21 protein-coding genes are annotated in these 26,732 nt (G+C 70.9%); 15 read left to right on the plus strand and 6 right to left on the minus strand.

Translation table 11 applies throughout. From position 1 onward, the window contains the following. Positions 1-38: 38 nt before the first annotated feature. A complete protein-coding gene (gene hrpA, locus IE160_RS02485) occupies positions 39-3,911 on the minus strand; it encodes an ATP-dependent RNA helicase HrpA (protein ID WP_191151562.1) in 3,873 nt (1,290 codons plus the stop codon). 83 nt (positions 3,912-3,994) lie between these two features. On the opposite strand from hrpA, the gene IE160_RS02490 reads away from it, so the two are divergent. The 9 genes from IE160_RS02490 to IE160_RS02530 all read left to right on the plus strand — a co-directional run bounded on the left by IE160_RS02490 (position 3,995) and on the right by IE160_RS02530 (position 12,772). Next, on the plus strand, positions 3,995-4,651 hold the full coding sequence (locus IE160_RS02490; RefSeq protein ID WP_179873191.1) for a hypothetical protein: 657 nt from the start codon (positions 3,995-3,997) through the stop codon (positions 4,649-4,651). Then, positions 4,648-4,944 carry a transcriptional regulator gene (locus tag IE160_RS02495; RefSeq protein WP_152582213.1) on the plus strand — a complete coding sequence of 99 codons (297 nt, stop codon included), beginning with the start codon at positions 4,648-4,650 and terminating at the stop codon, positions 4,942-4,944. Before IE160_RS02490 ends, IE160_RS02495 begins: the two co-directional genes overlap by 4 nt. A 256-nt stretch (positions 4,945-5,200) precedes the next feature. Further along, positions 5,201-5,638 (plus strand): ArsR/SmtB family transcription factor, encoded by a 438-nt coding sequence (locus tag IE160_RS02500; RefSeq protein WP_191151563.1) that lies wholly within the window; start codon positions 5,201-5,203, stop codon positions 5,636-5,638. Positions 5,639-5,692: 54 nt separating this feature from the next. Next, positions 5,693-6,436 (plus strand): GntR family transcriptional regulator, encoded by a 744-nt coding sequence (locus tag IE160_RS02505; protein WP_179873195.1) that lies wholly within the window; start codon positions 5,693-5,695, stop codon positions 6,434-6,436. Then, positions 6,433-7,941 (plus strand): MmgE/PrpD family protein, encoded by a 1,509-nt coding sequence (locus IE160_RS02510; protein WP_191151564.1) that lies wholly within the window; start codon positions 6,433-6,435, stop codon positions 7,939-7,941. The genes IE160_RS02505 and IE160_RS02510 overlap by 4 nt, the downstream gene beginning before the upstream one ends. Further along, entirely contained in the window at positions 7,941-8,837 is an 897-nt protein-coding gene (gene prpB / locus IE160_RS02515) for a methylisocitrate lyase (protein ID WP_191151565.1), read from the plus strand. The genes IE160_RS02510 and prpB overlap by 1 nt, the downstream gene beginning before the upstream one ends. A gap of 15 nt (positions 8,838-8,852) precedes the next feature. Further along, on the plus strand, positions 8,853-9,983 hold the full coding sequence (locus IE160_RS02520) for a bifunctional 2-methylcitrate synthase/citrate synthase (RefSeq protein WP_191151566.1): 1,131 nt from the start codon (positions 8,853-8,855) through the stop codon (positions 9,981-9,983). 34 nt (positions 9,984-10,017) lie between these two features. After that, complete coding sequence (locus IE160_RS02525; RefSeq protein ID WP_191151567.1) at positions 10,018-10,860, plus strand: aldo/keto reductase; 843 nt, start codon at positions 10,018-10,020, stop codon at positions 10,858-10,860. A gap of 34 nt (positions 10,861-10,894) precedes the next feature. Further along, complete coding sequence (locus IE160_RS02530; RefSeq protein WP_191151568.1) at positions 10,895-12,772, plus strand: thioredoxin domain-containing protein; 1,878 nt, start codon at positions 10,895-10,897, stop codon at positions 12,770-12,772. 9 nt (positions 12,773-12,781) lie between these two features. Here IE160_RS02530 and IE160_RS02535 read toward each other — a convergent pair whose 3' ends face one another. From IE160_RS02535 to IE160_RS02550, 4 genes are all read right to left on the minus strand, one after another. Then, a complete protein-coding gene (locus tag IE160_RS02535) occupies positions 12,782-13,978 on the minus strand; it encodes a cellulase family glycosylhydrolase (protein ID WP_191151569.1) in 1,197 nt (398 codons plus the stop codon). Between the two features lie 46 nt (positions 13,979-14,024). Then, positions 14,025-14,615, minus strand: a complete 591-nt coding sequence (locus IE160_RS02540; RefSeq protein WP_191151570.1) for a CoA-binding protein — start codon at positions 14,613-14,615, stop codon at positions 14,025-14,027. Positions 14,616-14,617: 2 nt separating this feature from the next. Continuing rightward, the gene (locus IE160_RS02545) at positions 14,618-15,910 is read right to left on the minus strand and encodes an O-acetylhomoserine aminocarboxypropyltransferase/cysteine synthase family protein (RefSeq protein WP_191151571.1); all 1,293 of its coding nucleotides are present in this window, start codon (positions 15,908-15,910) and stop codon (positions 14,618-14,620) included. An 88-nt stretch (positions 15,911-15,998) separates the two neighbouring features. Continuing rightward, positions 15,999-17,021 carry a hypothetical protein gene (locus IE160_RS02550; protein ID WP_191151572.1) on the minus strand — a complete coding sequence of 341 codons (1,023 nt, stop codon included), beginning with the start codon at positions 17,019-17,021 and terminating at the stop codon, positions 15,999-16,001. Positions 17,022-18,044: 1,023 nt separating this feature from the next. Here IE160_RS02550 and IE160_RS02555 point away from each other — a divergent pair. Further along, positions 18,045-19,322: a DUF418 domain-containing protein gene (locus IE160_RS02555; protein ID WP_191151573.1), complete on the plus strand. Its 1,278-nt coding sequence runs from the start codon at positions 18,045-18,047 to the stop codon at positions 19,320-19,322. 305 nt (positions 19,323-19,627) lie between these two features. Here the strand turns inward: IE160_RS02555 and IE160_RS02560 are convergent, their stop codons facing one another. Next, positions 19,628-21,229 carry a dolichyl-phosphate-mannose--protein mannosyltransferase gene (locus IE160_RS02560; protein ID WP_179873205.1) on the minus strand — a complete coding sequence of 534 codons (1,602 nt, stop codon included), beginning with the start codon at positions 21,227-21,229 and terminating at the stop codon, positions 19,628-19,630. A 36-nt stretch (positions 21,230-21,265) separates the two neighbouring features. Between IE160_RS02560 and rsmI the strand changes: the two genes are divergently transcribed. From rsmI to IE160_RS02585, 5 genes are all read left to right on the plus strand, one after another. Beyond that, a complete protein-coding gene (gene rsmI / locus IE160_RS02565) occupies positions 21,266-22,081 on the plus strand; it encodes a 16S rRNA (cytidine(1402)-2'-O)-methyltransferase (RefSeq protein ID WP_179873206.1) in 816 nt (271 codons plus the stop codon). An 88-nt stretch (positions 22,082-22,169) separates the two neighbouring features. Further along, positions 22,170-23,759: a methionine--tRNA ligase gene (gene metG, locus IE160_RS02570; RefSeq protein WP_179873207.1), complete on the plus strand. Its 1,590-nt coding sequence runs from the start codon at positions 22,170-22,172 to the stop codon at positions 23,757-23,759. 38 nt (positions 23,760-23,797) lie between these two features. Then, positions 23,798-24,823: a TatD family hydrolase gene (locus IE160_RS02575; protein ID WP_179873208.1), complete on the plus strand. Its 1,026-nt coding sequence runs from the start codon at positions 23,798-23,800 to the stop codon at positions 24,821-24,823. 24 nt (positions 24,824-24,847) lie between these two features. Continuing rightward, positions 24,848-25,714, plus strand: coding sequence for a 16S rRNA (adenine(1518)-N(6)/adenine(1519)-N(6))-dimethyltransferase RsmA (rsmA, locus tag IE160_RS02580; RefSeq protein ID WP_191151574.1), 867 nt, complete (start codon positions 24,848-24,850; stop codon positions 25,712-25,714). Beyond that, a complete protein-coding gene (locus tag IE160_RS02585) occupies positions 25,711-26,718 on the plus strand; it encodes a hypothetical protein (RefSeq protein WP_179873210.1) in 1,008 nt (335 codons plus the stop codon). The genes rsmA and IE160_RS02585 overlap by 4 nt, the downstream gene beginning before the upstream one ends. Positions 26,719-26,732: the final 14 nt, after the last annotated feature.

Below are 26,732 nucleotides of genomic sequence, written 5' to 3' on the forward strand. Positions count from 1 at the left end.
ACGGGATGGCGCGGGTCTCGCGTGATCTCCAGTGCTAATCATCCGGAAGCGACAAGCGCCTTCCGGATGCGCTGCGCCGAGATTGGTCCGCGGGCTCCGAGCTGCTGCGCGAAGAGTGACAGCCGCAGCTCCTCGAGCATCCACCGAGCTTCCACGATCTGAGCCGGCGAGTCGGAGGCGAGGGGCAGAGTCCCGCCCGCGCGGAGGTAGAGCTCGGCAGCCTCGGCGACCTCGAGCATCCACGCGCGATCGCGGCCGAGGTTCTCGGCGAGGCGCTCGACACGGTAGCTGATGCCCCGCACGTAGACGGCGAGGCGCGGGAGGCGCTCGAGCCCGGTGCGCCCGACGAAGCCGTCGAAGACAAGCGCGTTGAGCTGCTCGCGCGCGTCGGCGAGCGGCGCCATGAGCGCGAGCGAGGAGGCGCGACTGATCGCCCCGTCGGCCTCGCGGGCCGCCGCGAGCACTCCGGCCACCGTTGAGACGACGCCGAAGAGACGGTCGGGCAGGCCCGCATTGACGCGATCGCGCACGGACTCGAACGCTGCGGCGTCACGAGGGATGTCGGCAGCGGCATCCAGCTCGGCATCGATGACGGCGCGCAGCGCGTCGTCGATCAGCGCGGCCGTCGAGCGGTACGGCGAGGCGCCGAGGCTCAGCTTCTCGGCGCTCGTGAGGTGCTCCTGGATGTACGACATCGGCGAGTGCACGCCGAGCTGCACGAGGCGGCGCACGCCTGCGCGGTGGGCGCGCTCCTGCTCCTCGGGCGTCGCGAGCACGCGCACGGCGACGCTCGCGCCCTCATCGACGAGGGCGGGGTACGCGCGGATCGTCGTCTCGCCGCGGCGCGTGTCGAGCTGCTGCGGCAGCCGCCCGCCGTCGCCGATCGACGTGTCCCACGCGGTGATGCCGCCGCGCTCGATGGGGTTGGGGGCCGCGGCGGTCGCGACGCGCGCGACCGAGTCGCGCGTGCGCTCGCGCAGCTTCGCCTGCAGGCCGCGCAGGTCGGTGCCGCGCGCGAGCCGACGGCCGCGATCGTCGACGACGGCGTACCCTATGCGCAAGTGGGCGGGCAGCCGGTCGACCTCGAAGTCGTCGGGGTCGACGGGCGTGTACGTCTGCCGCCGGATCTCCTGGGCGAGAAACTCGGTGAGCGGCAGCTCGCGCAGGTCGGCCTCGGCCGGCACGGCGTCGAGCAGCTTGCGGGCCCAGTCGGCGGCGGGCACGACGTTGCGGCGGATCGCCTTCGGCAGCGTCTTGAGCAGCGCCGTCACGAGCTCGTGCCGCAGACCGGGCACGAGCCAGTCGAAGCCGCTCTCGTCGAGCCGCGGCAGCAGGGGCAGCGGCACGGTGACGGTGACGCCGTCGTCGGCGGCACCGGGCTCGAAGCGATAGCCCACACTGAGCGTCTGGTCGCCGAGCGTGAGCCGGGTCGGGTAGGCGTCGGCGTCGTGCTCCGGCTCCTCCTCGACCTCCACGAGGTCGGCGCGGCGCAGCGTGAGCAGGTCGGGATGCTCGGCTCGGGCATCCCGCCACCATCGCTCGAAGCGGCGCACGTCGGTGACGTCCGCGGGAATGCGCTCCTCGAAGAACTCGACGATGCGCTCGTCGTCGAGCAGGATGTCGCGGCGGCGACTGCGCTCCTCGAGCTGCTCGAGCTCGCGGCGCAGGGCCGCGTTGTCGCGCAGGAAGGCGGTCACGCGCTTGTCGAGCCGGCTGACATCCCAGTCGCCCTCGACGAGCGCGTGGCGGATGAAGAGCTCGCGCGCGAGCGGCACGTCGAAGCGCGAGAGCTGCGCGCGGCGGCGGGGCACGATCGGCAGGCCGAAGAGCGTGATCTTCTCGGTGACGACGGCGGAGCCCTGCTTCTTCTCCCACCGCGGCTCGCTGAACTGGCGCTTCGCGAGATCGCCCGCGAGCGGCTCGGCCCACGCGGGATCGATGACGGCGACGGTGCGGGCGAAGAGTCTGCTCGTCTCCACGAGTTCGGCGGCCATCACGGCGTCGGGCTGCTTCTTCGCGAGCCCGGATCCGGGGAAGAGCACGAAGCGGCGCTGGCGCGCGCCCAGGTAGTCGCGCTTCGCGGGGTCCTTGAGGCCGATGTGCGACAGGAGACCGGAGAGGATGGCCTTGTGGATGGCGGTGGCATCGGCTCCCGTCTCGCCATCGGCGGGCTTCTTCCCGGCTGCCTTTACCTGACGGCGAACCTGACGCTCGACATCAGCCCACTCGCGAATGCGCAGGTAGTTGAGAAATTCGCTGCGCACCTCCTTGCGGAACTGGTTGCCGCTGAGCTCCCGCTGCCGCTTCTGCAGGTGGTTCCAGAGATTCAAGAGGCTGATGAAGTCGCTCGACGGGTCGCGGAACCGGTTGTGCAGCTGGTCGGCGCGCTCCCGCTTCTCGACCGGCCGCTCACGCGGGTCCTGGATGCTCAGCCCCGCGACGATCGCGATGACCTCCCGCGCAACCCCGAGCCTGGAGGCCTCGACGACCATGCGCGCGTAGCGCGGGTCGAGCGGCAGCTGGGCGATCTCGCGGCCGACCTTCGTGACGCGCGGCTCGCCGTCCTTGGTGGTGATGGCCTGCAACTCGGTGAGCAGGTCGAGGCCGTCCTTGATGCCGCGCTTGTCTGGTGGCTGCAGGAAGGGGAATTGCGCGATGTCGCCGAGGTCGAGGGAGATCATCTGCAGGATGACGGCGGCGAGGTTGGTGCGCAGAATCTCGGGGTCGGTGTACTCGGGCCGCCGCTCGTAGTCGGCCTCCGAGTAGAGGCGGATCGCGATGCCCGGGCTCGTGCGCCCCGAGCGGCCGGAGCGCTGATTGGCGCTCGCCTGCGAGATTGGCTCGATGGGCAGCCGCTGCACCTTCGCGCGCACCGAGTAGCGGCTGATGCGCGCCGTCCCGGTGTCGACGACGTAACGGATGCCCGGCACCGTGAGGCTCGTCTCCGCGACGTTGGTGGCGAGGATGATGCGGCGCCGAATGCCCGGCGCGGGCCGCTCGAACACCCGATGCTGCTCGGCCGCGCTCAGGCGGCCGTACAGCGGCAGCACCTCGGTGGCGGCGCCGCGCGGGCCGGCGTTCGCGAGGTGCCCGCGCAGGGCATCCGCGGCGTCGCGAATCTCGTTCTCGCCGCTGAAGAAGCACAGCACGTCGCCGTCGCCCTCGCGGCCGAGCTCGTCGACCGCGGCGATGAGGCCGTCGAGCATGTCGATGGCCTCACCGGGGGTGCTGGGGCCGTCGCTCTCGTCGTCGTCGGGATCGGTGAGGTTCTCGACGTCGGCGCCGTCGGGGACGAGCGGCCGGTAGCGCACCTCGACGGGAAAGGTGCGCCCGCTCACCTCGATGATCGGGGCGGGCTGGCCCTGCGCGTCGGCGAAGTGCGCGGCGAAGCTCTCGGGGTCGATCGTCGCGGAGGTGATGATGACCTTGAGCTCGGGGCGGCGGGGGAGGAGCTGCTTGAGGTAGCCGAGCAGGAAGTCGATCGTGAGGCTGCGCTCGTGCGCCTCGTCGATGATGATCGCGTCGTAGTTCTTCAGCTCGCGGTCGCCGCGGAGGGCGGCGAGCAGGATGCCGTCGGTCATGAGGGTGACCCGTGTGTCGCGGCCCACCTGGTCGGTGAAGCGCACCTTGTAGCCGACGAGGCCGCCGAGCTCGGTACCGAGCTCTTCGGCGATGCGCTCGGCGACGGTGCGCGCGGCGATGCGGCGCGGCTGGGTGTGGGCGATGCGCTCTCGGCCCAGCTCGAGCAGGATCTTGGGCAGCTGCGTCGTCTTGCCCGAGCCGGTCTCGCCCGCGACGATGACGACCTGGTGGTCGCGAATGGCGGTGGCGATGTCGTCGCGCCGCTGCGACACCGGCAGGTCAGCCGGGTAGTGGATGCGCGGCACGGGGCCGCTCGCGGGCGCAGTCATGAGCCCTTCAGTCTACGGTTGCGCCGCTCCACCCCACCCGCCCGGTAGTTGACGGGCAAAGTAGTTTGCAGTACAAAGTAGTCATGACGACGAACTCCACCCCTCCTGTCGACGACGAGCCCCTGCAGAGCCCCGATGAGGCGCTCGCCCTGCTGCGCGTGCAGCAGTCCGCTCTCGAGCGCGACCAGTTGAGCGGCATCCCCTGGATCCTCGCGGTCTGGGGCGTCGCATGGGGTGTCGGGTTCCTCGCCCTGTGGTCGGGGTACGAGGGCGGCAACCCTTGGTTCCAGATCCCGCTCGCTGTCGCCGCGGTCATCTTCGGCGCGCTGCTGATCGGCTCGATCGCCATTTCCGCAGTGATCGGCATGCGCCTCAATCGCGGGGTGCGCGGCCCCTCGAACTTCTCGGGAGCGGTGTACGGCATCGCGTGGCCGGTCGTCTCGCTCGGCGCGTACCTCATCGGTGTCGCGTTGGCGCTGGGCGGCATGGATTCGACGCTGCAGAGCCTCTACTTTCCGGCGATCTACGCTCTCGTGGCGGGCGCGATGTACCTCATGGGCGCTGCGCTCTGGCGCTCGATCGACCAGCTCGTTCTCGGTGCGGTCATCATCGTCGCCGGCACAGTCGCACCGTTCTTCGGCGCGCCGACCAACAACCTCGTCATGGCGGTGCTCGGCGGCGGCGCGTTCCTCGTCGCGGCGATCGTCATGCGCGCGTCTCTGAGCAGGCGAGCACGATGACCGATCTCGACCCGGTCATCCATGCTGCTGCGCGATTGCGCATCACGGCGACGCTCGCGTCGCTCGAGCCGGGGGACCGCATCACGTTCCCGCGGCTGCAGGAGCTGCTCGACATGACGGCGGGCAACCTGTCGACGCACCTGCGCAAGCTCGAGGAGGCCGAGTACGTGGCCGTCGAGAAGAGCCACCAGGGCCGTACGCCCGTCACGTTCGTCACCCTCACCCGGCGCGGCCGTCGCGCCTTCGAGGACTACACCGATGCGCTGCGCGCAGTGCTGGGAGGAGAAGAATGACCACCCTCTACCGCCGCGACGAGGGGCGCCGCTAGCGCTGACGCCGCGGGTGGGCGCTGGCCTGCGCCCGCCCGCCGGCGCCCACCCCTGCGCCGCCCACCCGGTCAGCGCGACGTCCACTCCTCTACCTCCTCCTCCTCCTCCTCCTCCTCCTCCTCCTCCTCACTCCTCCTCCCGGGTCGGCGCTTGCCGCGCGGTATCCCCGTTTCGCGAGTGTGCCTCTCACGGCACATGCCTCAGCAGGCACACTCGCCGAATGCACACCCTCTTCCTCCTGGCTCAGCCCGTGCGATGGCGCATTATCGAGATTCTCGCGAGTGGCGAGCACGCGTCGGGCGAGATCGCCAACGCTGTGCAGACTGAGCGCGGAGTCGGGCGTGAAGCGATCTCGAAGCACCTGTCGCTGCTCGCTCGGGCAGGGCTCGTCATTAGCCGACCCGCGGAGAACGTGCGTGTCTATCGGCTGAGCCCGCGTGTCATCGGCGCCCTCGCCGCCCTCATCGAGCGCATCCTCGAGCTGCGCGAAGGCGCCCAGTACGACGATCTCGACCTCGACGGCCACGAGTACGACATCGGCCACGAGCCGGCACCGAGCTGGAAGGACGACGACCCCGAGTTGTGCTGGTGCATCAGGAGGTCGGACGCTCTCGAGCGGTCTCACCGCGCTCCGCGGCGGGCAATGTATACGAAATAGACCCTGAATCTGCGTTGGCTCGACTTGAGAGTCAGCAATGTATACAGTGAGGGGATGGTCGACACGAGCGAGCGATTGCAGCGCGCAACGCCGGGCGCGGGCCCGCGTGCACGCGCCAGCCGCTCCGCGGCCGATCGGGTCCTCGCGACATTGCGCGCCGAGATCGTCGACGGCACCCTGACGCCCGGCACGCCCCTCACGGAGGCGCAGCAGGCCGAGCGCCTCGGCGTCAGTCGCACGCCCGTGCGCGAAGCTCTTGCACGCCTCGTCGCCGATGGACTCGTGGAGGAGCGCGGTCCCCGCACTCTCCTCGTCAGCAGCATCGACCCCGACGACGTCGTCGCGCTCTTCGAGCTGCGCACGACGCTCGACGAGCAGGCGGCGCGCCTGGCCGCGCGCCGTGCGACCCACGACGACCGCGCCGAATTCCGCACGCTCGCCGAGCGCTTCGGGACCGTCACCGTCGAATCCCTTCGCGACGACGACGCCAGCCGCCACGGCTACTACGCTCTCGTCGCCGCCTTCGACGCCGCCATCGACGCCGCGCTCGGCGGCCGCAGCACCTACCTCGCCACCGCGATCGCGAGCGTGCGCCTGCACCTCGCGCGCGTGCGCCGCCTCGCGCGCGACGACGACGGGCGACTGCTCGCCGCCGCCGCCGAGCATCGCGCGATCGCCGACGCGATCGCCGACGGCGACCCCGAACGCGCGGTCGCCGCCACCCGGCTGCACCTGCATAACGCGCTCACGAGCATCCAGAGCCACCTCACCTCCCACGACCGTCAGGAGACCCCGTGAAGACCTACGAGATCCGCACCCGCAAGAGCAGCGAGCACCTGCCGCCGAGCGAGCAGCTCGCCGGCCGGCTCGCCGACCTCGCCGCCGAGACGACGCGACCCCTCGACGAGGCGGCCGTCGACATGGTCATCAACCGCGTCATCGACAACGCCGCCGTCGCTGTCGCGAGCCTCGGCCGCGCGCCCGTCGTCGCCGCGCGCGGTCAGGCAGAAGCCCACCCCTTCGGCCCCGGCGCCACCGTCTTCGGTCTGCCGGCCGACAGGAAGGTCAGCCCCGAGTGGGCCGCGTGGGCCAACGGCGTCGCGGTGCGCGAGCTCGACTACCACGACACCTTCCTCGCCGCCGACTACTCGCACCCCGGCGACAACATCCCCCCGATCCTCGCCGTCGCCCAGCACACGGGTGCCGACGGCGCCGCGCTCCTGCGCGGCATCCTCACCGGCTACGAGATCCAGATCGACCTCGTGCGCGCCATCTGCCTGCACGAGCACAAGATCGACCACGTCGCCCACCTCGGCCCGAGCGCTGCCGCCGGCATCGGCACGCTCCTCGGCCTCGATAGCGCGACGATCTTCCAGGCCATCGGCCAGGCGCTCCACACGACCACGGCGACGCGCCAGTCGCGCAAGGGCGAGATCTCCACATGGAAGGCGCATGCCCCCGCCTTCGCCGGCAAGATGGCCGTCGAGGCCGTCGATCGGGCACTGCGCGGCCAGACAAGCCCGAGCCCCATCTACGAGGGCGAGGACGGCGTCATCGCGTGGCTCCTGGGCGGGCCGGATGCTCGCTACGACGTGCCCCTGCCCGAGAAGGGCGAACCGCTCATGAGCATCCTCGACAGCTACACGAAAGAGCACTCCGCCGAGTACCAGGCGCAGGCCTGGATCGACCTCGCGCGCCGTCTCGGCGCCGAGCGGCCCGAGCTGCGTGGCCCCGCGAACGTGACGCGGATCGTCCTCCATACGAGCCACCACACCCACTACGTCATCGGCTCGGGAGCCAACGACCCGCAGAAGTACGACCCGACGGCGAGCCGCGAGACGCTCGACCACTCGATCCCCTACATCGTCGCGGTCGCCCTGCAGGACGGCGGCTGGCACCACGTCGACTCCTACGCCCCCGAGCGCGCGGCCCGCCCCGACACCGTCGACCTGTGGCAGAAGATCACTACGGTCGAAGACAAGGAGTGGACGCGCCGCTACCACTCGCTCGACCTGAGCGAGAAGGCCTTCGGCGGCCGCATCGAGATCGAGCTGACGAACGGCGAGCGGGTGGTCGACGAGATCGCCGTCGCCGACGCGCACCCGCAGGGCGCGCGGCCCTTCGGCCGCGCCGAGTACGTGGCCAAGTTCCGGATGCTCGCGCAGGGCATCCTCGACGAGACCGAGATCGACCGCTTCCTCGATGTCGCCGAACGGCTGCCGCAGCTGACCGCCGACGAGCTCACCGGCCTCACCGTGACGCCCAGAGTCCCCGTGCCCGCCGCGCCGAAGGGACTCTTCTGATGCTCTCCACCACCACGACGCCGAACGCGCGCCGCCGTGCCTTTCGCGCAGGGCTCGCGAGCGGCGAGCTGCAGGTGCTCCCCGGAGCGTTCACGCCGCTGAGCGTGCGCCTCATCCAGGAGAAGGGATTCCACGGCGCCTACATCTCCGGTGCCGTCATGGCCGCCGAGCTCGGCCTGCCCGACATCGGCCTCACGACGCTCACCGAGGTCGCTCAGCGCGCCCACCAGATCAGCCGCATGAGCGACCTGCCGACGCTCGTCGACGCCGACACGGGCTTCGGCGAGCCCATGAACGTGGCCCGCACGGTCCACGAGTTGGAGGACGCAGGCATCGCGGGCCTCCACCTCGAGGACCAGGTCAATCCCAAACGCTGCGGGCACCTCGACGGGAAGGCCGTCGTCGACGCCGACACGGCCATCAAGCGCATCCGCGCCGCCGTCGACGCGCGGCGCGACAGCGACCTCGTCATCATGGCCCGCACCGACATTCGCGGAGTGGAGGGTCTCGACGCCGCGATCGACCGCGCCAAGGCCCTGCAAGACGCCGGTGCCGACGCGATCTTCCCCGAGGCGATGGTGAGCCTCGACGAGTTCGCCGCCATGCGCGCCGCCGTCGACCTGCCCTTGCTCGCCAACATGACCGAGTTCGGCAAGAGTGAGCTCTTCACGCACCAGCAGCTGCACGACGTCGGCGTGAACCTCGTCATCCACCCCGTCTCCCTCCTGCGCATCGCCTTCGGGGCGATCGAGCGCGGGCTCGACACCCTGCTCGCCGACGGCACCCTCGACGCGGAGGTGCCGAGCATGCAGACTCGGGGGAGGCTCTACGAGCTGCTCGACTACGAGGCGTACAACGCCTTCGACGCGAGCATCTACACCTACAACGGCCGCTAGACCCAAGGAGACCCCATGACTGAGACCGAGATCAAGAAGGGGCTCGCGGGCGTCGTCGTCGACGAGACCGCCGTCTCCAAGGTGAACCCCGAGACCAACTCCCTGCTGTACCGCGGGTACCCCGTGCACGAGCTCGCCGAGCGCTGCACGGCCGAGGAGGTCGCCTACCTGCTGTGGCACGGCGAACTGCCCGACGAGCGGCAGCTCGCCGAGTTCGAGACGCTCGAGCGCTCGATGCGGCACCTCGACCCGACCGCGAAGGACGCGATCGACGCGCTGCCGCTCAGCGCCCACCCCATGGATGTCGTGCGCACGGCCGTGAGCGTGCTCGGCGCGCTCGATGAGACCCTCACGACGGACGCCACGTGGATCGATGCCGACCTCACGCTCGAGCGGAGCATCCGGATGTGGGCGCAGCTGCCCGCGATCGTCGCCTACGCGCAGCGCCGCCTGCGCGATGAGGACCTCGTGGAGCCGCGCGACGACCTCGGCTACTCGGCGAACTTCCTGCACATGACCTTCGGCGAGGTGCCCGAGCTCGTCGTGGTCGAGGCCTTCGACGTGTCGATGATCCTGTACGCGGAGCACTCCTTCAACGCCTCCACCTTCACGGCGCGCGTCATCACGTCGACTCTCAGCGACGTGTACTCGGCGGTCACGGGAGCGATTGGCGCCCTCAAGGGCCCCCTGCACGGCGGCGCGAACGAGGCCGTGCAGAACGTCTTCGAGGAGATCGGGTCGGCCGACGGCGCGCAAGCATGGCTGGATGCCGCGCTCGCCGAGAAGCGCAAGATCATGGGCTTCGGCCACCGCGTCTACAAGAACGGCGACTCGCGCGTGCCGACGATGCGTGCGGCCCTCGCGACGCTCGTCGAGCACTACGAGCGGCCCGAGGTGCTCGACCTGTACGACGCGCTCGAGACCGCGATGGGGGAGGCGAAGAACATCAAGCCGAACCTCGACTACCCCTCGGGCCCCGCATACAACCTCATGGGCTTCGATACGGCGCTCTTCACGCCCTTGTTCATCGCCGCGCGCGTCACCGGGTGGACGGCGCACGTGCGCGAGCAGCTCGCCGCGAACGCGCTCATCCGCCCGCTGAGCCTGTACACCGGGCCCGACGAGCGGCACGTTCCCGCATCCTGAGTGCCGGCCACGGGCGGTGCGAGAGGATGGGGGGATGACTGACGCCATCCCCACCCCGAACGTGACCCTCTCCGACGGCACGACGATCCCGCAGCTCGGGTTCGGCGTGTTCCTCGTCGATCCCGACGAGGCTGAGCGCGTCGTGAGCGAGGCTCTCGAGGTCGGCTACCGCCACATCGACACCGCTCGCGTCTACAAGAACGAGGAGGGCGTGGGTCGGGCGATCGCGAAGAGCGGCATCCCGCGCGAGGAGCTGTTCATCACGACGAAGCTGTGGAACAGCGACCAGGGCGCCGACACGACGCCCGCCGCGCTCGACGCGAGCCTCGAGCGGCTCGGCCTCGACTACGTCGACCTGTACCTGATCCACTGGCCGGCGCCGAAGTACGGCAAGCACGTGGAGACGTGGCAGTCCATGGTGGAGCTGCGCGAGACGGGCAAGGCCCGCTCGGTCGGCGTCTCGAACTTCCTCGAGAAGCACCTCGACGACATTGCCGCCGTCTCCGACGTGTCGCCGGTCGTCAACCAGATCGAGCTGCACCCCGCGTTCCAGCAGCGCGCTCTGCGGGCGCACCAGGCCCAGTGGGGCATCCACACCGAGTCGTGGGGCCCCCTCGGGCAGGGCAAGTACGAGCTCGCCGAACTGCCCGGTCTCGCCGACATCGCGGCGGCCCACGGCAAGAGCGTGCAGCAGGTCGCGATCCGCTGGCACCTGCAGGAGGGCCTCATCGTCTTCCCCAAGACGACGAAGCGCGAGCGCATGATCGAGAACGCCGACGTGTTCGACTTCGAGCTGAGCTCCGACGAGATGACGACGATCGCCGCGGCGGACAAGGGCCAGCGCGTCGGAGCCCACCCCGACAACACCGACTTCTAGGGGGCGCGGAGGCGGCGCTCGTAGGGTGGCGGGCATGGCTCGCCGACTCGAGAACGCTGTCAGCCCGTACCTGCGGTCGCACGCCGACAACCCCGTCGACTGGTGGCCGTGGGGCGCCGGCGCCTTCGCGGAAGCCCGCCGCCGCGGCGTGCCCGTCATGATCTCGATCGGCTACGCCACGTGCCACTGGTGCCACGTGATGGCCCGCGAGACGTTCAGCGACCCGACCGTCGCCGAGTGGCTCAACGATCGAGTCGTCAGCATCAAGGTCGATCGGGAGGAGCATCCCCAGGTCGATGCCGCCTACCTCGCGGCCGCGGGCGCGTTCAGCGAGCAGCTCGGCTGGCCGCTCACCGTCTTCGCGACGCCCGAGGGCCGCACGTTCTATGCGGCGACCTATCTGCCTCCCGAGCCCGTGCAGGGCATCCCCTCGTTCCGTCAGGTGGCAGAAGCGGTCCTCGAGGCGTGGACGGAGCGTCGCGACGAGGTGCTGCAGAGCGCGGAAGGGCTGCAGGATGCTCTGCGCGAGGCCACCCGCCGCGACGCAGGAAGCCTGCCGACGGTGGAGCAGCTCGGCGACGCCGTGACCGAACTCATCGGGTACGAGGACCGAGAGTTCGGCGGGTTCGGGGGAGCACCCAAGTTCCCGGTCGCTCCCGTCCTGCTCTTCCTGCAGGCGCAGGGCTCCACCGGCGACCGCGACGCGGCAGGGCTGGCACAGCGCACCCTCGAGCGACTCGAGGTGAGCCCCCTGCGGGATCCCGTGGAGGGCGGGTTCTTCCGCTACGCGACCCGGCGCGACTGGAGCGAGCCGCACTACGAGCGCATGCTCTACGACAACGCTCTGCTGCTCGAGGCGTATGCTCGCGCGGGGCTGGAGGAGCCCGCAGCCGGCATCATCGACTTCTTCGGTTCGGTGCTGCGCGTGCCCGGCGGGCTCGCCTCGGGCCAGGACAGCGAGAGCGTGCTCGGCGGGGAGCGCAGCGAGGGCGGCTACTACGCTCTGACGGCGGCCCAGCGCGCGGGGGTCGACCCTCCTGCGCTCGACGACAAGGTGCTCACGGCCTGGACCGGGCTCGCGATCGGCGGCCTCTCCGTCGCCGGGCGACGTCTCGCGGATGCCCGTTCGGCCGCGCGGGCCCGTGCCCTCGCCGTCGAGCTCGCCGGCGGGCTGCTCGCCGCCCACCGGCTGCCCGATGACGAGCACGGGCGTGCCCGGTTGGCACGTGCGAGCCGCGACGGTCGACTCTCGGACGCCGCGGCAACGCTCGAGGACTACGGCGACCTCGCGGTCGGCCTGCTCGAGCTCGCGATCACGACGGGGGAAGCCCGCTGGGCATCCGTCGCGCGGGACCTCGTCGACGCGTGTGTCGTCACTCCGCAGGACGGGCAGGGGTCGCTCGTGCGCCCGCCCGGAGGCGACGACGCGACGCTCGTCGCCCACGGCCTCGCCTCGGTCGACGACCCTCAGGAGGGCGCAGCGCCGAGCGGCACGGCGGCGCTCGCGCGCGCGGCTCTCGTGATGCACCAGCTCACCGCCGAGCCGCGCTACCGCTCGCTCGCCGAGAGTCTCGTGGCACCCCTCGCGACGCTCGCGGTGTCCCGTCCGATCGGTTTCGGCGCGACACTGGGCGTCGCCGCCGCGCTCGCCCAGCCCTCCCGTCAACTCGTCGTCGTGAGCAGTCCCGGGGACGACGCCCATGAGCTCGTCGCGCACGCGAGGGGCCTCGACACGTCGGGCACGCTCGCGCTCGCTGTCAGGGCCACGCAGGCGACCGAGTGGGCGAGCGCGGGATTCGCCCTCCTCGACGACCGCACGACGCTCGGCGCTCGGACGACCGCGTACCTGTGCACCGACTTCGTGTGCCGCGTGCCGGTGACGTCGCTCGCCGAGCTGACGGCTCAGGAGTGAGTGCGCCCTTCAACCGCCGAGCAGCTCGCGCAGCGCCGTGCCCGAGGGCGCTCGCGGGGCGAAGTCGGGGCCGTCGACGAGCGCGAAGCGGGCATCCGGCGACGTCTCGTCGGTGATGTCCCACCAGGCCCACGCGAGCGCGCCGACCGCGTGGTCCTCCGCCCACGCGTATGCGTCGCGCAGGAACGCGTCGCCGCCGTCGCTCTGCCCGAACTCGGCGACGAGCACGGGCACGCGGTCGGCGAGCGGTTCGAGCTCGCGCGCCCAGCAGGCGCGGTCGGCGCAGCGCTGATCGGGGTAGAGGTGCACGCTCGCGATGAGCTGGTCGTCGTCGGGCGCCGCCGCGGCCCAGCCGCGCAGGTCGTTCGCGTAGTCGACTCCGCTCAGCACGAGCGGCTGAGTCGCACCGGCGGAGCGCACGGCGTCGACGAGAGCGATCATGCCGACCGCGGTGTAGGTCTCGCCGCTGCGGGTCTGAGCGCGGTCGTTCTCGACGGGCACGGCGCACCCGCCGTGGGCCCAGCACCTCCAGTCGAGCTCGAACGCCCACGCGCCCGCCGTGGCGTCGAAGCGGGAGTGCGGCTCGTTGAAGACATCGAAGATCACACCGCGGTGCTTGCGGTACTCGCTCGCGACCGAGCCCCAGAATTCGACCGAGCGCGCATCGGGCATCGGCCGCAGGCCGTCGGCGGGCATGCCGTCTGGGGCGCTCCAGTGCAGGTCGAGCACGACCACGAGGCCCGCCTGCGTGAGGCGCCCCACCCACTCGCGCACGCTCGCCCGGTACTCGACGCCCGAGGCGTAGGCGATCGCTGGACGGTCGTCGAACCAGCAGTCCTGATTGAGCGGGATGCGCACCGCGGTCATGCCCCACTCGGTCATGGCGGCGACGGCCGCATCGACGTCTCCGCCGTCGTTGTGGCCTCGACCCTGGATGCACGCGTACTCGAAGCCCGGCCAGTTCGCACCCAGGAGCGCGAGGGTGTCACCGGTGCGGCGGTCGATGAGCTCGGCGTCGCGCACCGCGACCACGGGTGCCGCGGGTGTCGCGCTCGCGAGGGCGTGGCCGGCCTGCCGCTCAGGCTTGTCGAACCAGCCGGCCGCGAGTGCAAGAGTGCCGACCGCCGCGACGCCGAGAACGAGCACGCCGACGGTCGAGAGCGCGATCGTGCGGCGCAGTCGTGTTCGGCGGGAGCGCTCGGTCATGCGACCAGTCTGACCCCTGGGCGGCTGGGTGAGTGGGAAGGAGGGGTCAGCGCACCTGGCGGCGCGAGCTGATCACCCCGGTGTCGAAGCCCATGAGGTGCAGCCCGCCGTGGAAGCGCGCATGCTCGACCTTGATGCAGCGGTCCATGACGACGGTGAGGCCCTGCGACTCTCCGTAGACGGCGGCCTCTTCGTTCCAGATGCCGAGTTGCACCCAGACGGTGGAGGCGCCGACGGCGAGCACATCGTCGATGACTGCGGGAATGTCGCTGGCCTTGCGGAAGACGTCGACGATGTCGGGCACCTCGGGCAGCGAGGCCAGGTCAGGGTAGGCGGGCTGGCCCAAGATCTCGCTCGCGTTGGGGTTGACGAAGTACACGCGGTAGTCGCTCGACTGATGCAGGTAGGTGCCCACGAAGTACGAGGAGCGCGCGGGGTTGGGCGAGGCGCCGACGATCGCGATGCTCTTCGCTTTCCGCAGGATGCCCAGCCGCTCCTTCGCGCCCGGCCCCACCCAGGTGCGCTGAGACTTGAGCAGCTTCGCGAGCGGCGAGCTCGCGGGAATCGCGCAGGTGAGCCCGTTGGCGAGCGTGACCGTCTCGGTGCCGGACGCTTCATAGGCAGCGGTGTCAGACATCCTCATGCTCCTTTCGCCGCGTCGAGCGCCTGGTCGAGGTCGTCGATGATGTCGGCGACATCCTCGATACCCACACTCAACCGCACGAGGCCCGGCCCGATTCCCGCCTCGACGAGCTGCTGCTCGGTGAGCTGCGCGTGCGTCGTGGAGCCGGGGTGGATGATGAGCGTCTTCGCGTCGCCGATGTTGGCGAGGTGGCTCGCGAGTTGCACGTTCTCGATGACCTTCTGGCCGGCCGCGCGGCCCCCTGCGACGTCGAAGCTGAAGACGGCGCCAGGCCCGATCGGCAGGTACTGCTCGGCGCGCTCGTGATGGCGGTGCGAGGGTAGACCTGCCCAGTGCACGGCCTCGACACGGTCGTCGGCGTCGAGCCACTCGGCGACGGCGCGCGCGTTGTCGACGTGCGCCTGCATGCGGTACGGCAGCGTCTCGACGCCCTGCGCGAGCAGGAAGGCCGAGTGCGGCGCGAGGGCCGGCCCGATGTCGCGCAGCTGCTCGGCTCGGAGTCGGGTGAGGAACGCGTACTCGCCGAAGTTGCCGTGCCAGGTGAGGCCGCCGTAGTGCGGCACGGTCTCCTCGAAGAGGGGGAAGGTGTGGTTCGACCAGTCGAAGCGACCCGACTCGACGACGACGCCGCCGAGGGTCGTCCCGTGGCCGCCGAGAAACTTGGTGGCCGAGTGCACGACGATGTCGGCGCCCCAGTCGATGGGCCGGCACAGGTAGGGCGTGGCGATGGTCGAGTCGATCACGAGGGGGATGTCGGCCGCGTGGGCGACGTCGGCGAGTCCGGCGATGTCGGCGATGTCGCCGCTCGGGTTGGCGACGGTCTCGGCGAAGAGGAGCTTGGTGCGGCCGGGGATGATGGCGGCCGCATAGTCGGTCGGGTCGTCGCTCGCGACGAAGGTCGTGTCGATTCCGAAGCGGCGCAGGGTGACGTCGAGCTGTGTGATCGAGCCACCGTAGAGGGTCGACGACGCGACGATGTGGTCGCCCGCGCCGGCGAGGGAGGCGAACGTGACGAATTGCGCGCTCAGCCCGCTCGCGGTCGCGACGGCGCCGAGGCCGCCCTCGAGGCTCGCGATGCGCTCTTCGAAGCTCGCGACGGTCGGGTTCGCGAGACGGGAGTAGATGTTGCCGTACTTCTGCAGGGCGAAGCGCGCGGCGGCGTCCTCGGTCGAGTCGAAGACGAACGCGCTCGACTGGTAGATCGGCATGGCGCGGGCGCCGGTTGCCGAGTCGGGCACGTTGCCCGCGTGGATCGCGCGGGTCCTGAATCCGTATTCGCGGTCGGCCATCCCTCCAGGCTAGGCGAGCGGATGCTCAGGGCCGAGCCGCCGCGTTACGCAACGTAACCTTCGCCACGCCTCACGGTGCGGGCGCTGCTCACCCCATCGTGCGCGATGAGGTCGAGCCGCCCCCATCGACGGTCATGGCACGGTCTTCCGCGTCGCCCTCCCCACGGCTCTCCCGCCGCTCGAGCAGCCGGAAGGTAAACCATACGGCCGCGACCACGAGGCAGAAGCCCACGAAGACGGTGACCCAGAGCAGGAGGGGTGCGCTGTCGTCCAGAACCTCGGACGTCGGAAGTACGAGGAGGGCGAACGCGACCGCGGTCGGCACTGCCAGGGCCGCCCAGAGTCTCTTGTCGGAGTCGAAGAGCACCTTGCCGTCGAGGAAGACAAGGGGAAGCAGCGCGACGAGTAGGCCTGTGAGCCCTTCGTGCACCGCGGCGATGAGGGTTTCTGACAGGAAGAGCGAGAGCACGCTCTGCTCTGAGGGCGAGACGGCATCCGTGAGCCACGAGTAGCCGACCCATGCCAGCACCGACACGACGAGCATGACCACCATGCGTGTGGCCACCGCTCTCTTGTGGTCTTCGCGGCGCGCATTCGAGGCGAGTTCGAGCCCCAAAACGAGGCCGATGAGGAGGCCGGGACTGAAGTCGAGCAGGCGTGAGGCGAGCACGCCGCACACGGCGATCACGATGGCGCCTGGCTGGCTAATGATCGCGCTCGAGACGTGCCATCGACGGCCCAGCAGTGCGGCGGTGATCCTGTTCGGCAGGTGCACGACGAGCAGGAGGCCCAGCGCGAGCGAAGCGACGAGGCGCAGCGAGGTCAGGTCGAATCCGAAATCGGGGTCGGCGAAGCCGAATGCGATGCTGGTGAGCACGATGACGACGGGGGCTGAGGATGCCCAGGGAGGCATGCGGCCGACGGAGGCGCGCAAACGTGCGGCCAAGGGCAGCGCCCACGCGTACATCCAGCGCCAGCGGTGAGCGTTGCGCTCGAGTGCCGAGTTGAGCATTTCGGCGGGAATGGCGACGAGGAGCAGGAAGAGCGCGCCGACGCCTCCGGCGACGGCGAGGATAAAGGGGTCGCGCCACACATCAGCGGCCGTGATCATGCCCATGCTGAGCGCGCTCGGAGTGGCGAGATCGTTGCGATTCGTCGCTCGCAAGGTGGGGTCGTTCGTGCGTTCAGGAGTGGAGCGTTCGGCGAACGATTCGGTCGGCAGTTCGAGCCCGGGGCCTGCCGTCGCCTCGGGTGCTATGACCGGCGGCTCGGCGGGCGTGGAGGGAGCAGGCGGGGAGGGAATACTGGGGCGTTCGCGGTCAGTCGGCGGTGACGGCGTCGACGGTCTAGGGTTCTCAGGTCGAGGCTCGGGTCGAGGCTCGGGATCGGGTTCAGGTTCAGGTTTGGGTTCGGGTTCGGGCTCTGGCTCTGGCTCTGGGGGCGGTGTCACGCTTGCGTTCTTCACCGCGGGAGGAACGACCACGAAGTGCCCGGCGCTGACCGCGCTACCGGCATCGCTGGTCTCTGTAAAGCGCAGGTGATGATCGCCGAGCGGTCGCTCACCTGAAGCCCCGAGGGAGCAACTCCAGGAGGTAGAGCCCACCTGTGCGCCACCGCACGACGCCGTCACGTTCTGCCAGCCGCCCCCTCGGGGCGTGCGCAGTTCGACAGTGAGCACGCTGTCTGAGCTCTTGGTGCCGCTCACACTGACGCTCGCCGACTGCAGAACCTGACCCGCACTGATCGAGAAGCTGAAGCCGATCGCGGTTGCTGCCCCGGCGCCGCCGAGCGCGAGTGCGCCGGCAAGACCGAGTGTGAGGGCCACATGCGCGAGTCGAGTGCGCGGGCGGGCGTCAGGGCGCGCCGAGGCGGGTGCAGGGCTCACGTCTCGCAACTTTCGGGTAGAGGAGCGTGAAGTACTGGGGTGCCGACAGCATACTCGCGCCGTAACGCGTAGCGACACTCCCTCTTTCCTCAGGCTCACCCGGTTCCCATCGGTCGGCACGGCATGAGTTTTGTGCTCCGACGCCGCCTCGTCCATGGCCCTGACACCGCGTCCGTCCCCCGAACGGTGGGCGCGGAATCCGCCGCAGGGTGGAGGCGCCTGAGCAATGGTCGCTCGTAACCTCAAGGCATGAGCGAGTCGACAGCGCCCCCGACCCCTGCCCCCGCGACGCGCCCGACCTCTCGTCGCGACCGTGCCCTCGCCCCCGACGTCGCGCGCGGCCTCGTGCTGCTCGGCATCGCCGTGGCGAACGTTCCGTTCCTGCTGTGGGGTCGCGAGGTCGGCCTCATGTTCAAGCCGGTGACGGATGCTCCCGCCGACCCCTGGGTCAACGCCGCGGTCGCACTGCTCGCCGACAACCGCAGCTACCCGCTCTTCGCGCTGCTCTTCGGCTACGGCCTCACGCAGATCCTCTCGCGCGAGCACGCGCGCGGCACCGAGTGGCGGGGAGTGCGGCGCCTCCTGGTCAGCCGCAACCTGTGGCTCATCGCCTTCGGCGCCGCGCACGGAGTGCTGCTCTTCTTCGGCGACATCCTCGGCGCATACGGTCTGCTCGGCCTCGCCCTCGTGCTGCTCATCCGGGTGTCGGGCAAGGTGCTCGCGATCGTGGGGTGGATCTCGTTCGGCGTGCTCGCGATCACGGGCTTCGCCGAGGGTCTCACCGGCGTGCTGAACAAGTTCGGCGGCGCCGAGGCGGGCCTCACAGTCTTCACCTCTCCCGGTGCGGATTCCTACCTCCTCGCGACGCTGCAGCGCGCTCTCGAGTGGTCCCTGGGCCTTCTCGCGATCCCGTTCGGCGGTTTCGGCCTACTGGCGCCGATGATCCTGGGTATGTGGGCGGCGCGGCGGCGCATGCTCGAGGAGCCGGCGCGTCACCGGCGCGCGCTCGGTCTCATGGCCGGCATCGGAGTGCCGGTGTCGCTGCTGGGCGCTCTGCCGATGTCGCTCGCGCTGCTGGGTGTCTGGGAACCGGGCATCTTGGGGGAGCCCTTCGTGAGCATGCTGCACGTGGTGACGGGCGCGATCGGCGGTGCCGGATACGTCGCCCTCATCGCCCTCATCGTCGGGGGCGCCGGCACGGGCGGCCCGATCTCGCGCCTCTTCGCGGCGCTCGGACAGCGCTCGCTCAGCGGCTACCTGACCCAGTCGGTGGTGTTCCTCATCCTGTTCGCGCCGTACACGCTCGGCCTCGGCGGCGTCGTCTCGGTGGCCGAGGCGACACAGATCGCCGTGCTCACGTGGCTCGGCACGCTCATCATCGCGGGGGTTCTAGGCGCGGTCGACAAGCCCGGGCCGACCGAGTGGCTCTACCGCCGCGTCGTCTACCGACGTCGGCCCGCGCTCCCCGCTCCCGCTACTGCGCCTGCGGCACCCGGGGCGCCCGAGGCGCCTGGCTCGAGGCCCTGACCGGCGTCACCCGCCAGTGGCGAACAGCTGCTCCATCCCCTTCCAGAACTTCGGAAAAAAGTGAGCGGGTGTCAGTCCACTCCGAAGTGGTGGAAGAGCACGAGCTCCGCAACCGTGCCTCGAGCGGCGCCCGCACCTCGAGTCGAACCCGCGCCCGGGCCTCGGCGCTCCACAGCGCTGCACGACTGTGCCCGTCGGTGGCATCCGTGCCCGCGCGAGCGCACCCACACGCCACTGAGGAGCACAGTCGGGGCGATTCGTGCGGTGTGGGTCTCGGCGAAGCCGGGCGCGACGCGGCGACCGCGCTAGATCCAGCTGGGCAGCCAGTAGTGCATGCGCAGGAACTCGATCGGAATCGGCGTGCCCGTCCACAGGGGCAGGAAGAACATGCTCAGGAGCACGAGCACGGTCACGATGGTCACGACGAGTGCCGTCCCGAGGCGGCGGCGCTCCGGAGTATCGGAGGGCCGGCCGCGCACAGCGCCGAGCACGCTCACGAGCGCGAGCACGAGGAACGGCGTGATCACGATCGTGTAGAAGAAGAATGTCGTGCGCTCGGGGTAGAGCATCCACGGCAGGTAGCCGGCAGCGACGCCCGTGAGAACGACCGCGATCGCCCAGGGCGAGCCGACGAACGGCAGAGGTGCGTCGGCAGCACCGGTCGGGGTCGCACCGGGGTGCGGTGCCTCGGGCTCCACGGCCGCTCTCCACTGCGCGGGCCGACGGCGCCACGCCGCGATACCGCACCCCACGAGGATCACGACCACCGCGGCGACCGACCCCCACCACAGCAGCGGGTTCGGAATGCCCGTGAGCGCCTCGGCCGTGCCGTCGCCCCGGTCGAGGTAGTGCATGTACGTGGGGCGCAGCAGCAGCGGCCAACCGGCCGCCGGCGCCTCGTAGGGGTGCGGCGACGACTCCCCGACGTGGTAGCCGTAGACACTCTGCTGGTACGCCCACCAGTTCTGCAGAGCATCCGGAGCAGCGCCCAGGATGCCCGGCCATCGCTCGGCCGCGTCGATCGTGCGCGACCGCCCGTAGCCGCCGCTCGTCGCGAACCAGCCCCACCACGTGACGAGATGCGCGGCCGCGGCGGCGGGGATCGTGAGCAGCACGCTCAGCGGTGCCTGACGCAGCAGCGTGCCGCTCGCCCACAGCGCGACACCTGCGCGGCGCCGGTCGAGAGCATCCGCGACGACGGTGAGCACGGCGAACGCCGCGAAGAGGTAGAGCGCGCTCCACTTCACCGACACCGCGAGGCCGAAGAGCACTCCCGCCGCGAGCAGCCACGGGCGTGCGAGCATCGCCGGGCCCCAGTCGGTCGACCGGCCCCCGGCACGACGCGCGGCCAACCACCGGGCTAGCTTTGCGCGCGACGACCGCCGATCGAGCACGACCGCGATGACGGCGAGCACGACGACGAGCGCGAGCACGCCGTCGAGCAGGGCGACCCGGCTCATGACGATCGCGTTGCCGTCGATCGCGAGCAGCCCGCCGGCGAGGGTCGTGAGCGCGACCTGGCGCCACAGCAGGTGGGCGAGCAGCATGAGGGCGGCGACGAGGAGCACGCCCGAGACCGCGACGCCGAGCCGCCAGCCGTAGGGGGATGCGGGGCCGAGGGCGAGCATCCCGAGCGCGATGACCCACTTGCCGAGCGGCGGATGCGCGACGAACGCCGCGTTCTCGCCCACCGTCGGCGGGGTGCCTGCGGCGAAGAGCTCGTTGGCGCCCTCCGGCCAGCGGCCCTCGTAGCCGAGCTCGAGCAGCGACGCTGCGTCTTTCACGTAGTACGTCTCGTCGAAGACGAGCACGCCGGGCTGGTCGAGCGCGATGAGCCGGGTGGCGGCGGCGGCGCCGAGCACCGCGGCGGGCATCCCGAATCGCAGGAGGCGCTCTCGGGTGACCACGCGCCCATGCTACGGGCGGGGTGGGAGGATGGCCGGATGATCGTGCTCGCGGCGACGCCCATCGGCAACCTCGGCGACGCGAGCCGACGCCTCGTCGAGGCGCTCGAGTCGGCCGAGCTCGTCGTCGCGGAGGACACCCGCACGGCCGCGCACCTGCTGCGCGCGCTCGGCATCGACAACCGGCCGCGGCTGGAGGCCCTGCACGAGCACAACGAGCGGGAGCGGTCGGCCAACCTGGTGGAGCGGGCGCGCGAGAGCGACATCCTCGTGCTGACCGACGCGGGGATGCCCGGCATCAGCGACCCCGGCTACATCCTCGTCGAGGCGGCCATCGCGGCCGACGTGCGCGTCACGGCGCTGCCCGGCCCGAGCGCGATGCTCACGGCCCTCGTGCTGAGCGGCCTGCCGACCGACCGCTTCGCCTTCGAGGGGTTCCTGCCGCGCAAGGGCCGCGCCGGCGCGCTGCGCGCCCTCGCCGCGGAGCCGCGCACCCTCGTGTTCTTCGAGGCCCCCCACCGCATCGCCGCGGCGCTCGCCGACGCTCGGGACGCCTTCGGCGCCGAGCGCCGCGGCGCCGTCTGCCGCGAGCTCACGAAGCGCTACGAGGAGGTCGCCCGCGGGTCGCTGGCCGAGCTCGCCGAGCGGTTCGCCGAGGGCGCCCGCGGCGAGATCGTGCTCGTCGTCGAGGGAGCGCGCGAGAGCGATGCCGATCTGCCCACCGCGGTCGAGGAGGTGCTCGCGCGCGCCGTCGCGGGGGAGCGGCTCAAGGACGCCGCCGCCGCGGTCTCCGACGCCACGGGGCTCGGCAAGCGCGAGCTCTACGAGGCGGCGCTCGCCGCTCGCCGCACCTGACGCGGTCCCTCCCGCCGCTCGGCCGTCGCCCAGGCGCTGTCCAGCCCCGCCGTCACAGTCAGGAGCCCGCCCATAGACTGGGGGCATCATGGCCGCCGCTGACACCTTCTCCATCTCGACGCCGATCTTCTACGTCAATGACGCGCCCCACATCGGGCACGCGTACACGGAAGTCGCCGCCGACGTGCTCGCGCGGTGGAACCGGCAGAGCGGCCGCGACACCTGGTCGCTCACGGGCACCGACGAGCACGGCCAGAAGATCCTGCGCACGGCCGTCGCGAACGGGGTGAGCCCCAAGGAGTGGGCGGACAAGCTCGTCGACGAGGCCTGGGTGCCGCTGCTCAAGACGATCGACATCCAGAACGACGACTTCATCCGCACGACGGAGGAGCGCCACGAGAGCGTCGTGCAGGCATTCCTGCAGAAGCTCTACGACACCGGGTTCATCTACGACGGCGAGTACGAGGGCTTCTACTGCGTCGGCTGCGAGGAGTTCAAGCAGCAGGGCGACCTCGTCGAGGGCGCCGGCGAGTTCGACGGGCAGCTCGTGTGCCCCATCCACGGCCGCCCCGTCGAGGTGCTCAAGGAGAAGAACTACTTCTTCCGCATGAGCGACTTCCAGCAGCGTCTGCTCGACCTGTACGAGTCGCAGCCCGACTTCCTGCAGCCCGACAGCGTGCGCAACGAGATCGTGTCGTTCGTCCGCCGCGGCCTCGACGACCTGTCGATCTCGCGCCAGAGCTTCGACTGGGGCGTGCGCGTGCCGTGGGACGACACTCACGTCGTCTACGTGTGGTTCGACGCGCTGCTGAACTACATCTCGGCGCTCGGCTGGGAGCCGACCGCCGATGCGCCCGCCTTCGAGCGGTTCTGGCCGAGCAACCACATCGTGGGCAAGGACATCGCCCGGTTCCACTCGGTCATCTGGCCGGCCATGCTCATGGCCGCCGACCTGCCCGTGCCGCGTCGCGTCTTCGCGCACGGCTGGCTGCTCGTGGGCGGCGAGAAGATGTCGAAGTCGAAGCTCACGGGCATCGCGCCGAGCCAGATCACCGAGGTCTTCGGGTCGGACGCCTTCCGCTACTACTTCCTGCGCGCCATCAACTTCGGTCAGGACGGCTCGTTCAGCTGGGAGGACCTGAGCGCCCGCTACCAGGCCGAGCTCGCGAACGGCTTCGGCAACCTCGCCTCGCGCGTCGTCTCGATGGTGGGCCGCTACTGCGATGGCATCCTGCCCGCCGCGACCGAGGTGACGGAGGCGGAGGAGCGCATCCACGGGGTTCTCGCGAGCGCCGTGACCCGCGCCGAGGGTGCCATGGAGCGCTTCGCGATCCACGAGGCGCTCGCGGCGATCTGGACGGTCGTCGACGAGCTCAACGGCTACCTCACCGAGCAGGAGCCGTGGAAGGTCGCGAAGGACGAGGAGCGCACGGCGCGCCTCCACACGATCCTCTACACGGCGGCGGAGGGCCTGCGCGCGCTCGCCGTGCTGCTGTCGCCCGTGACGCCGCAGGCCACGCAGAAGCTGTGGCGGGCACTGGGCGCCGAGAGCGCCCTCGGCTCGCTCACCGACCAGCGCATCCCCGACGTCGGAGTGTGGGGCCAGCTGCCCGCCGGCGCGGTGGTGTCGCCCATGGAGGGACTGTTCCCCCGCATCGAGCAGGAGGCGGCCGTCTAGCGACGCCGCACCGGCGACGGGGAGAGAAGGAGCAAGGCATGACCGATCCAGTCGACTCGCACGTGCGCACGCGCGCCGCGATGGAGGATTCCAGCCGCGACCTGAGCTACCCGCCGAGCCCCGAGGCGCTCGTCGTGCCCGTCTACGACAACCACACGCACCTGGAGATCGCCGACGGCGAGAACCCGTTGCACTACCGCGAGCACCTCGATCGAGCATCCGCCGTCGGCGTGCGCGGCGTCGTGCAGGTGGGCACCGACGTCGTCACGAGCCGCTGGTCTGCCGCGGTCGCCGCGCGCGAGCCGCGCGTTCTCGCTGCCGTCGCGCTGCACCCCAACGAGGCACCTGCTCTCGTCGACGCGGGCGAGCTGGATGCCGCACTCGCGCAGATCGACCAGCTGGCCGCGCAGCCCCGCGTCGTCGCGATCGGTGAGACGGGTCTCGACTACTTCCGCACCGACTCCGAGAGTGGACGCGCCGCCCAGATCCGCTCCTTCGAAGCGCACATCGAGCTCGCCAAGAAGCACGACCTGGCGCTGCAGATCCACGACCGCGACGCGCACGACGATGTCGTGCGGACGCTTCTGCGCGTCGGTGCCCCCGAGCGCGTGGTGTTCCACTGCTTCAGCGGCGACATCGAGTTGGCAAGCATCCTCGCCGAGCGCGGGTGGTACGCGTCGTTCGCCGGCACGGTGACGTTCAAGAACGCCCGCAACCTGCGCGACTCGCTCGAGATTCTGCCTCGAGCGCTGCTGCTCGTGGAGACGGACGCGCCGTTCCTCACGCCGCACCCGCACCGCGGCCGGCCGAACGGTCCGTACCTGCTGCCGTGGACGGTGCGCGCGATCGCCGACCACCTCGGCACCGACCCTTCGATGCTCGCGGCTCAGCTGAGCTCGAACACCGAGCTCGTCTACGGCCACTGGGACGCCGAGCCGGTGACCTCTCCCGGCGATCCGTGGGCGGACCGCATCGACGAGATCCCCGGCCACCCGGCCGATCTGACGGACGGGCCCGATCACTCGGGTTCCAGCACGTCGGGCTCCGACTCCTCGGGCTCGTGACCTCGAGCTCATGACGACCCACCCGTGAGCGCACTGCTCGGCCCTGCGGAGGTGCGCGACCTCGCCGACCAGCTCGGCGTGCAGCCCACCAAGCGGCTCGGCCAGAACTTCGTGCACGACGCCAATACCGTGCGGCGCATCGTCGCCGCCGCCGGGCTGCCCGCGGGCGCGACGGTGCTCGAGGTGGGCCCCGGGCTCGGCTCGCTGACCCTCGGGCTGCTCGAGGCCGGGCATCCGGTCATCGCCGTCGAGATCGACGCGCGCCTCGCCGCCCAGCTGCCGCGCACGGTGGAGCAGATGCAGCCGGATGCTCCGCTCACGGTCGTCACCGCCGACGCCATGCGAGTCGACTCGGCGGCCTTGCGCGTGACCGAGCTGGCCGGCTCGTCGGCGCCGCCGACGGCTCTGGTCGCGAACCTGCCGTACAACATCTCGGTACCCGTGCTGCTGCATCTGCTCGCTACCGTGCCGACCCTCGACCGCACTCTCGTCATGGTGCAGGCCGAGGTCGGCCACCGCATCGCGGCGCCCCCCGGGTCGAAGGTGTACGGCAGCCCGAGCGTCAAGGCGCGCTGGTACGGGCCGTGGCGCGTCGAGGGCACCATCAGCCGGCAGGTGTTCTGGCCGGTGCCGAACGTCGACAGCGTGCTCGTCGGCATGACGCGCACGCCGCCGCCCGGATCGGAGGCCGACCGCATTCGTCTGGGGAAGATCGTGGACGCCGCGTTCGGGCAGCGCCGCAAGATGCTGCGGCAGGCGCTCGCCGAGCTCTACGGTTCGTCGGCCGCAGCGACCTCTGCACTGGAGGCGGCGGGGCTGGACCCGACGGCGCGCGGTGAGCAGCTCGGCTTCGACGACTACCTGCGGCTCGCGCAGGCGTCGCCGTCGTGACGACCGCGCGGCCGGAGGGGGTCGGCCCCGTCCTGGGTTGGCCGGGCGAGTACCCCGTGCCGGTCATCCTCGCCGGTGTCGGCGCCGGCTTCCTCGCCGGCGTGCTCGTGCCCGGCCTCGCGGAGGTTCCGGATGCCGTGGTCGCCACCGTCGTCGCCGTCGCGATCGCGATCACGCTGCTGCCGGTGCCGCTCGCCTCGCTCGGCCGCGCTGTCGTGGACCGTCGCTTCCTGCTCGCCGTGATCGGGCTCAACGTCGTCGTCTCGCCTGTGCTCGCGCTCATCCTCAGCCGCATCGTGTTCCGCGACCCCGACCTGCAACTGGGGCTGCTGCTCGTGCTGCTCGCACCCGGCGTGGGCATCGTCGCCATCTTCGTGCGTCGCGCGGGCGGGGCGGTCGAGTCGCTGCTGGCCACGGCGCCGCTCATGCTCGTCATCCAGGCGGTGAGCCTCCCGGCTCTCATGGTGCTCTTCACGGCGGGCGACGGCTTCTTGAGCCTCGACCTCTCCCGTCTCCCTCTCGCTGTGCTGCTGGGCATCGTCGCTCCTGCGGCGGTCGTCACGCTGCTGCAGCTTCTCGCGGCTCGCGCGCCGCGACTGCAGCGCGCGAGCCGGCAGGGGGCGGCGCTCGCAGTGCCGGCAACCGCCATCGCGGCGGGGCTCGTCGTAGCGGTCTGGCTGCCGCGCACGGCGGAGCGCAGCGAGCTGCTGGTCGCCGTCGCGCCGCTGTTCGGCGTCTACCTCATCCTCATGACGCCGGTCGGCATCCTCGTCGGCACGGCCGCGGGCCTCACCCTCTCGCAGGTGCGCGCTCTGACATTCAGCGGTGCCGCGCGCAACGGGCTCCTCGTGCTGCCCATCGCGATGGCGTTCGAGGAGGGCTTCGAGCTCATACCCGTCGTCGTCGCGCTCGGCATCGGCATCGAGGTCGTGGGCCTCTTCGTGTACCGACTCCTGGTGCCGAGCGTGACGCAGCAGTCGCGCGGCCCGCTCGCGCAGGACTAGGAGCCGCCAGCGAA

It is taken from the genome of Chryseoglobus sp. 28M-23, assembly GCF_014789785.1.
Taxonomy (GTDB): Bacteria; Actinomycetota; Actinomycetes; order Actinomycetales; family Microbacteriaceae; genus Microcella; species Microcella indica.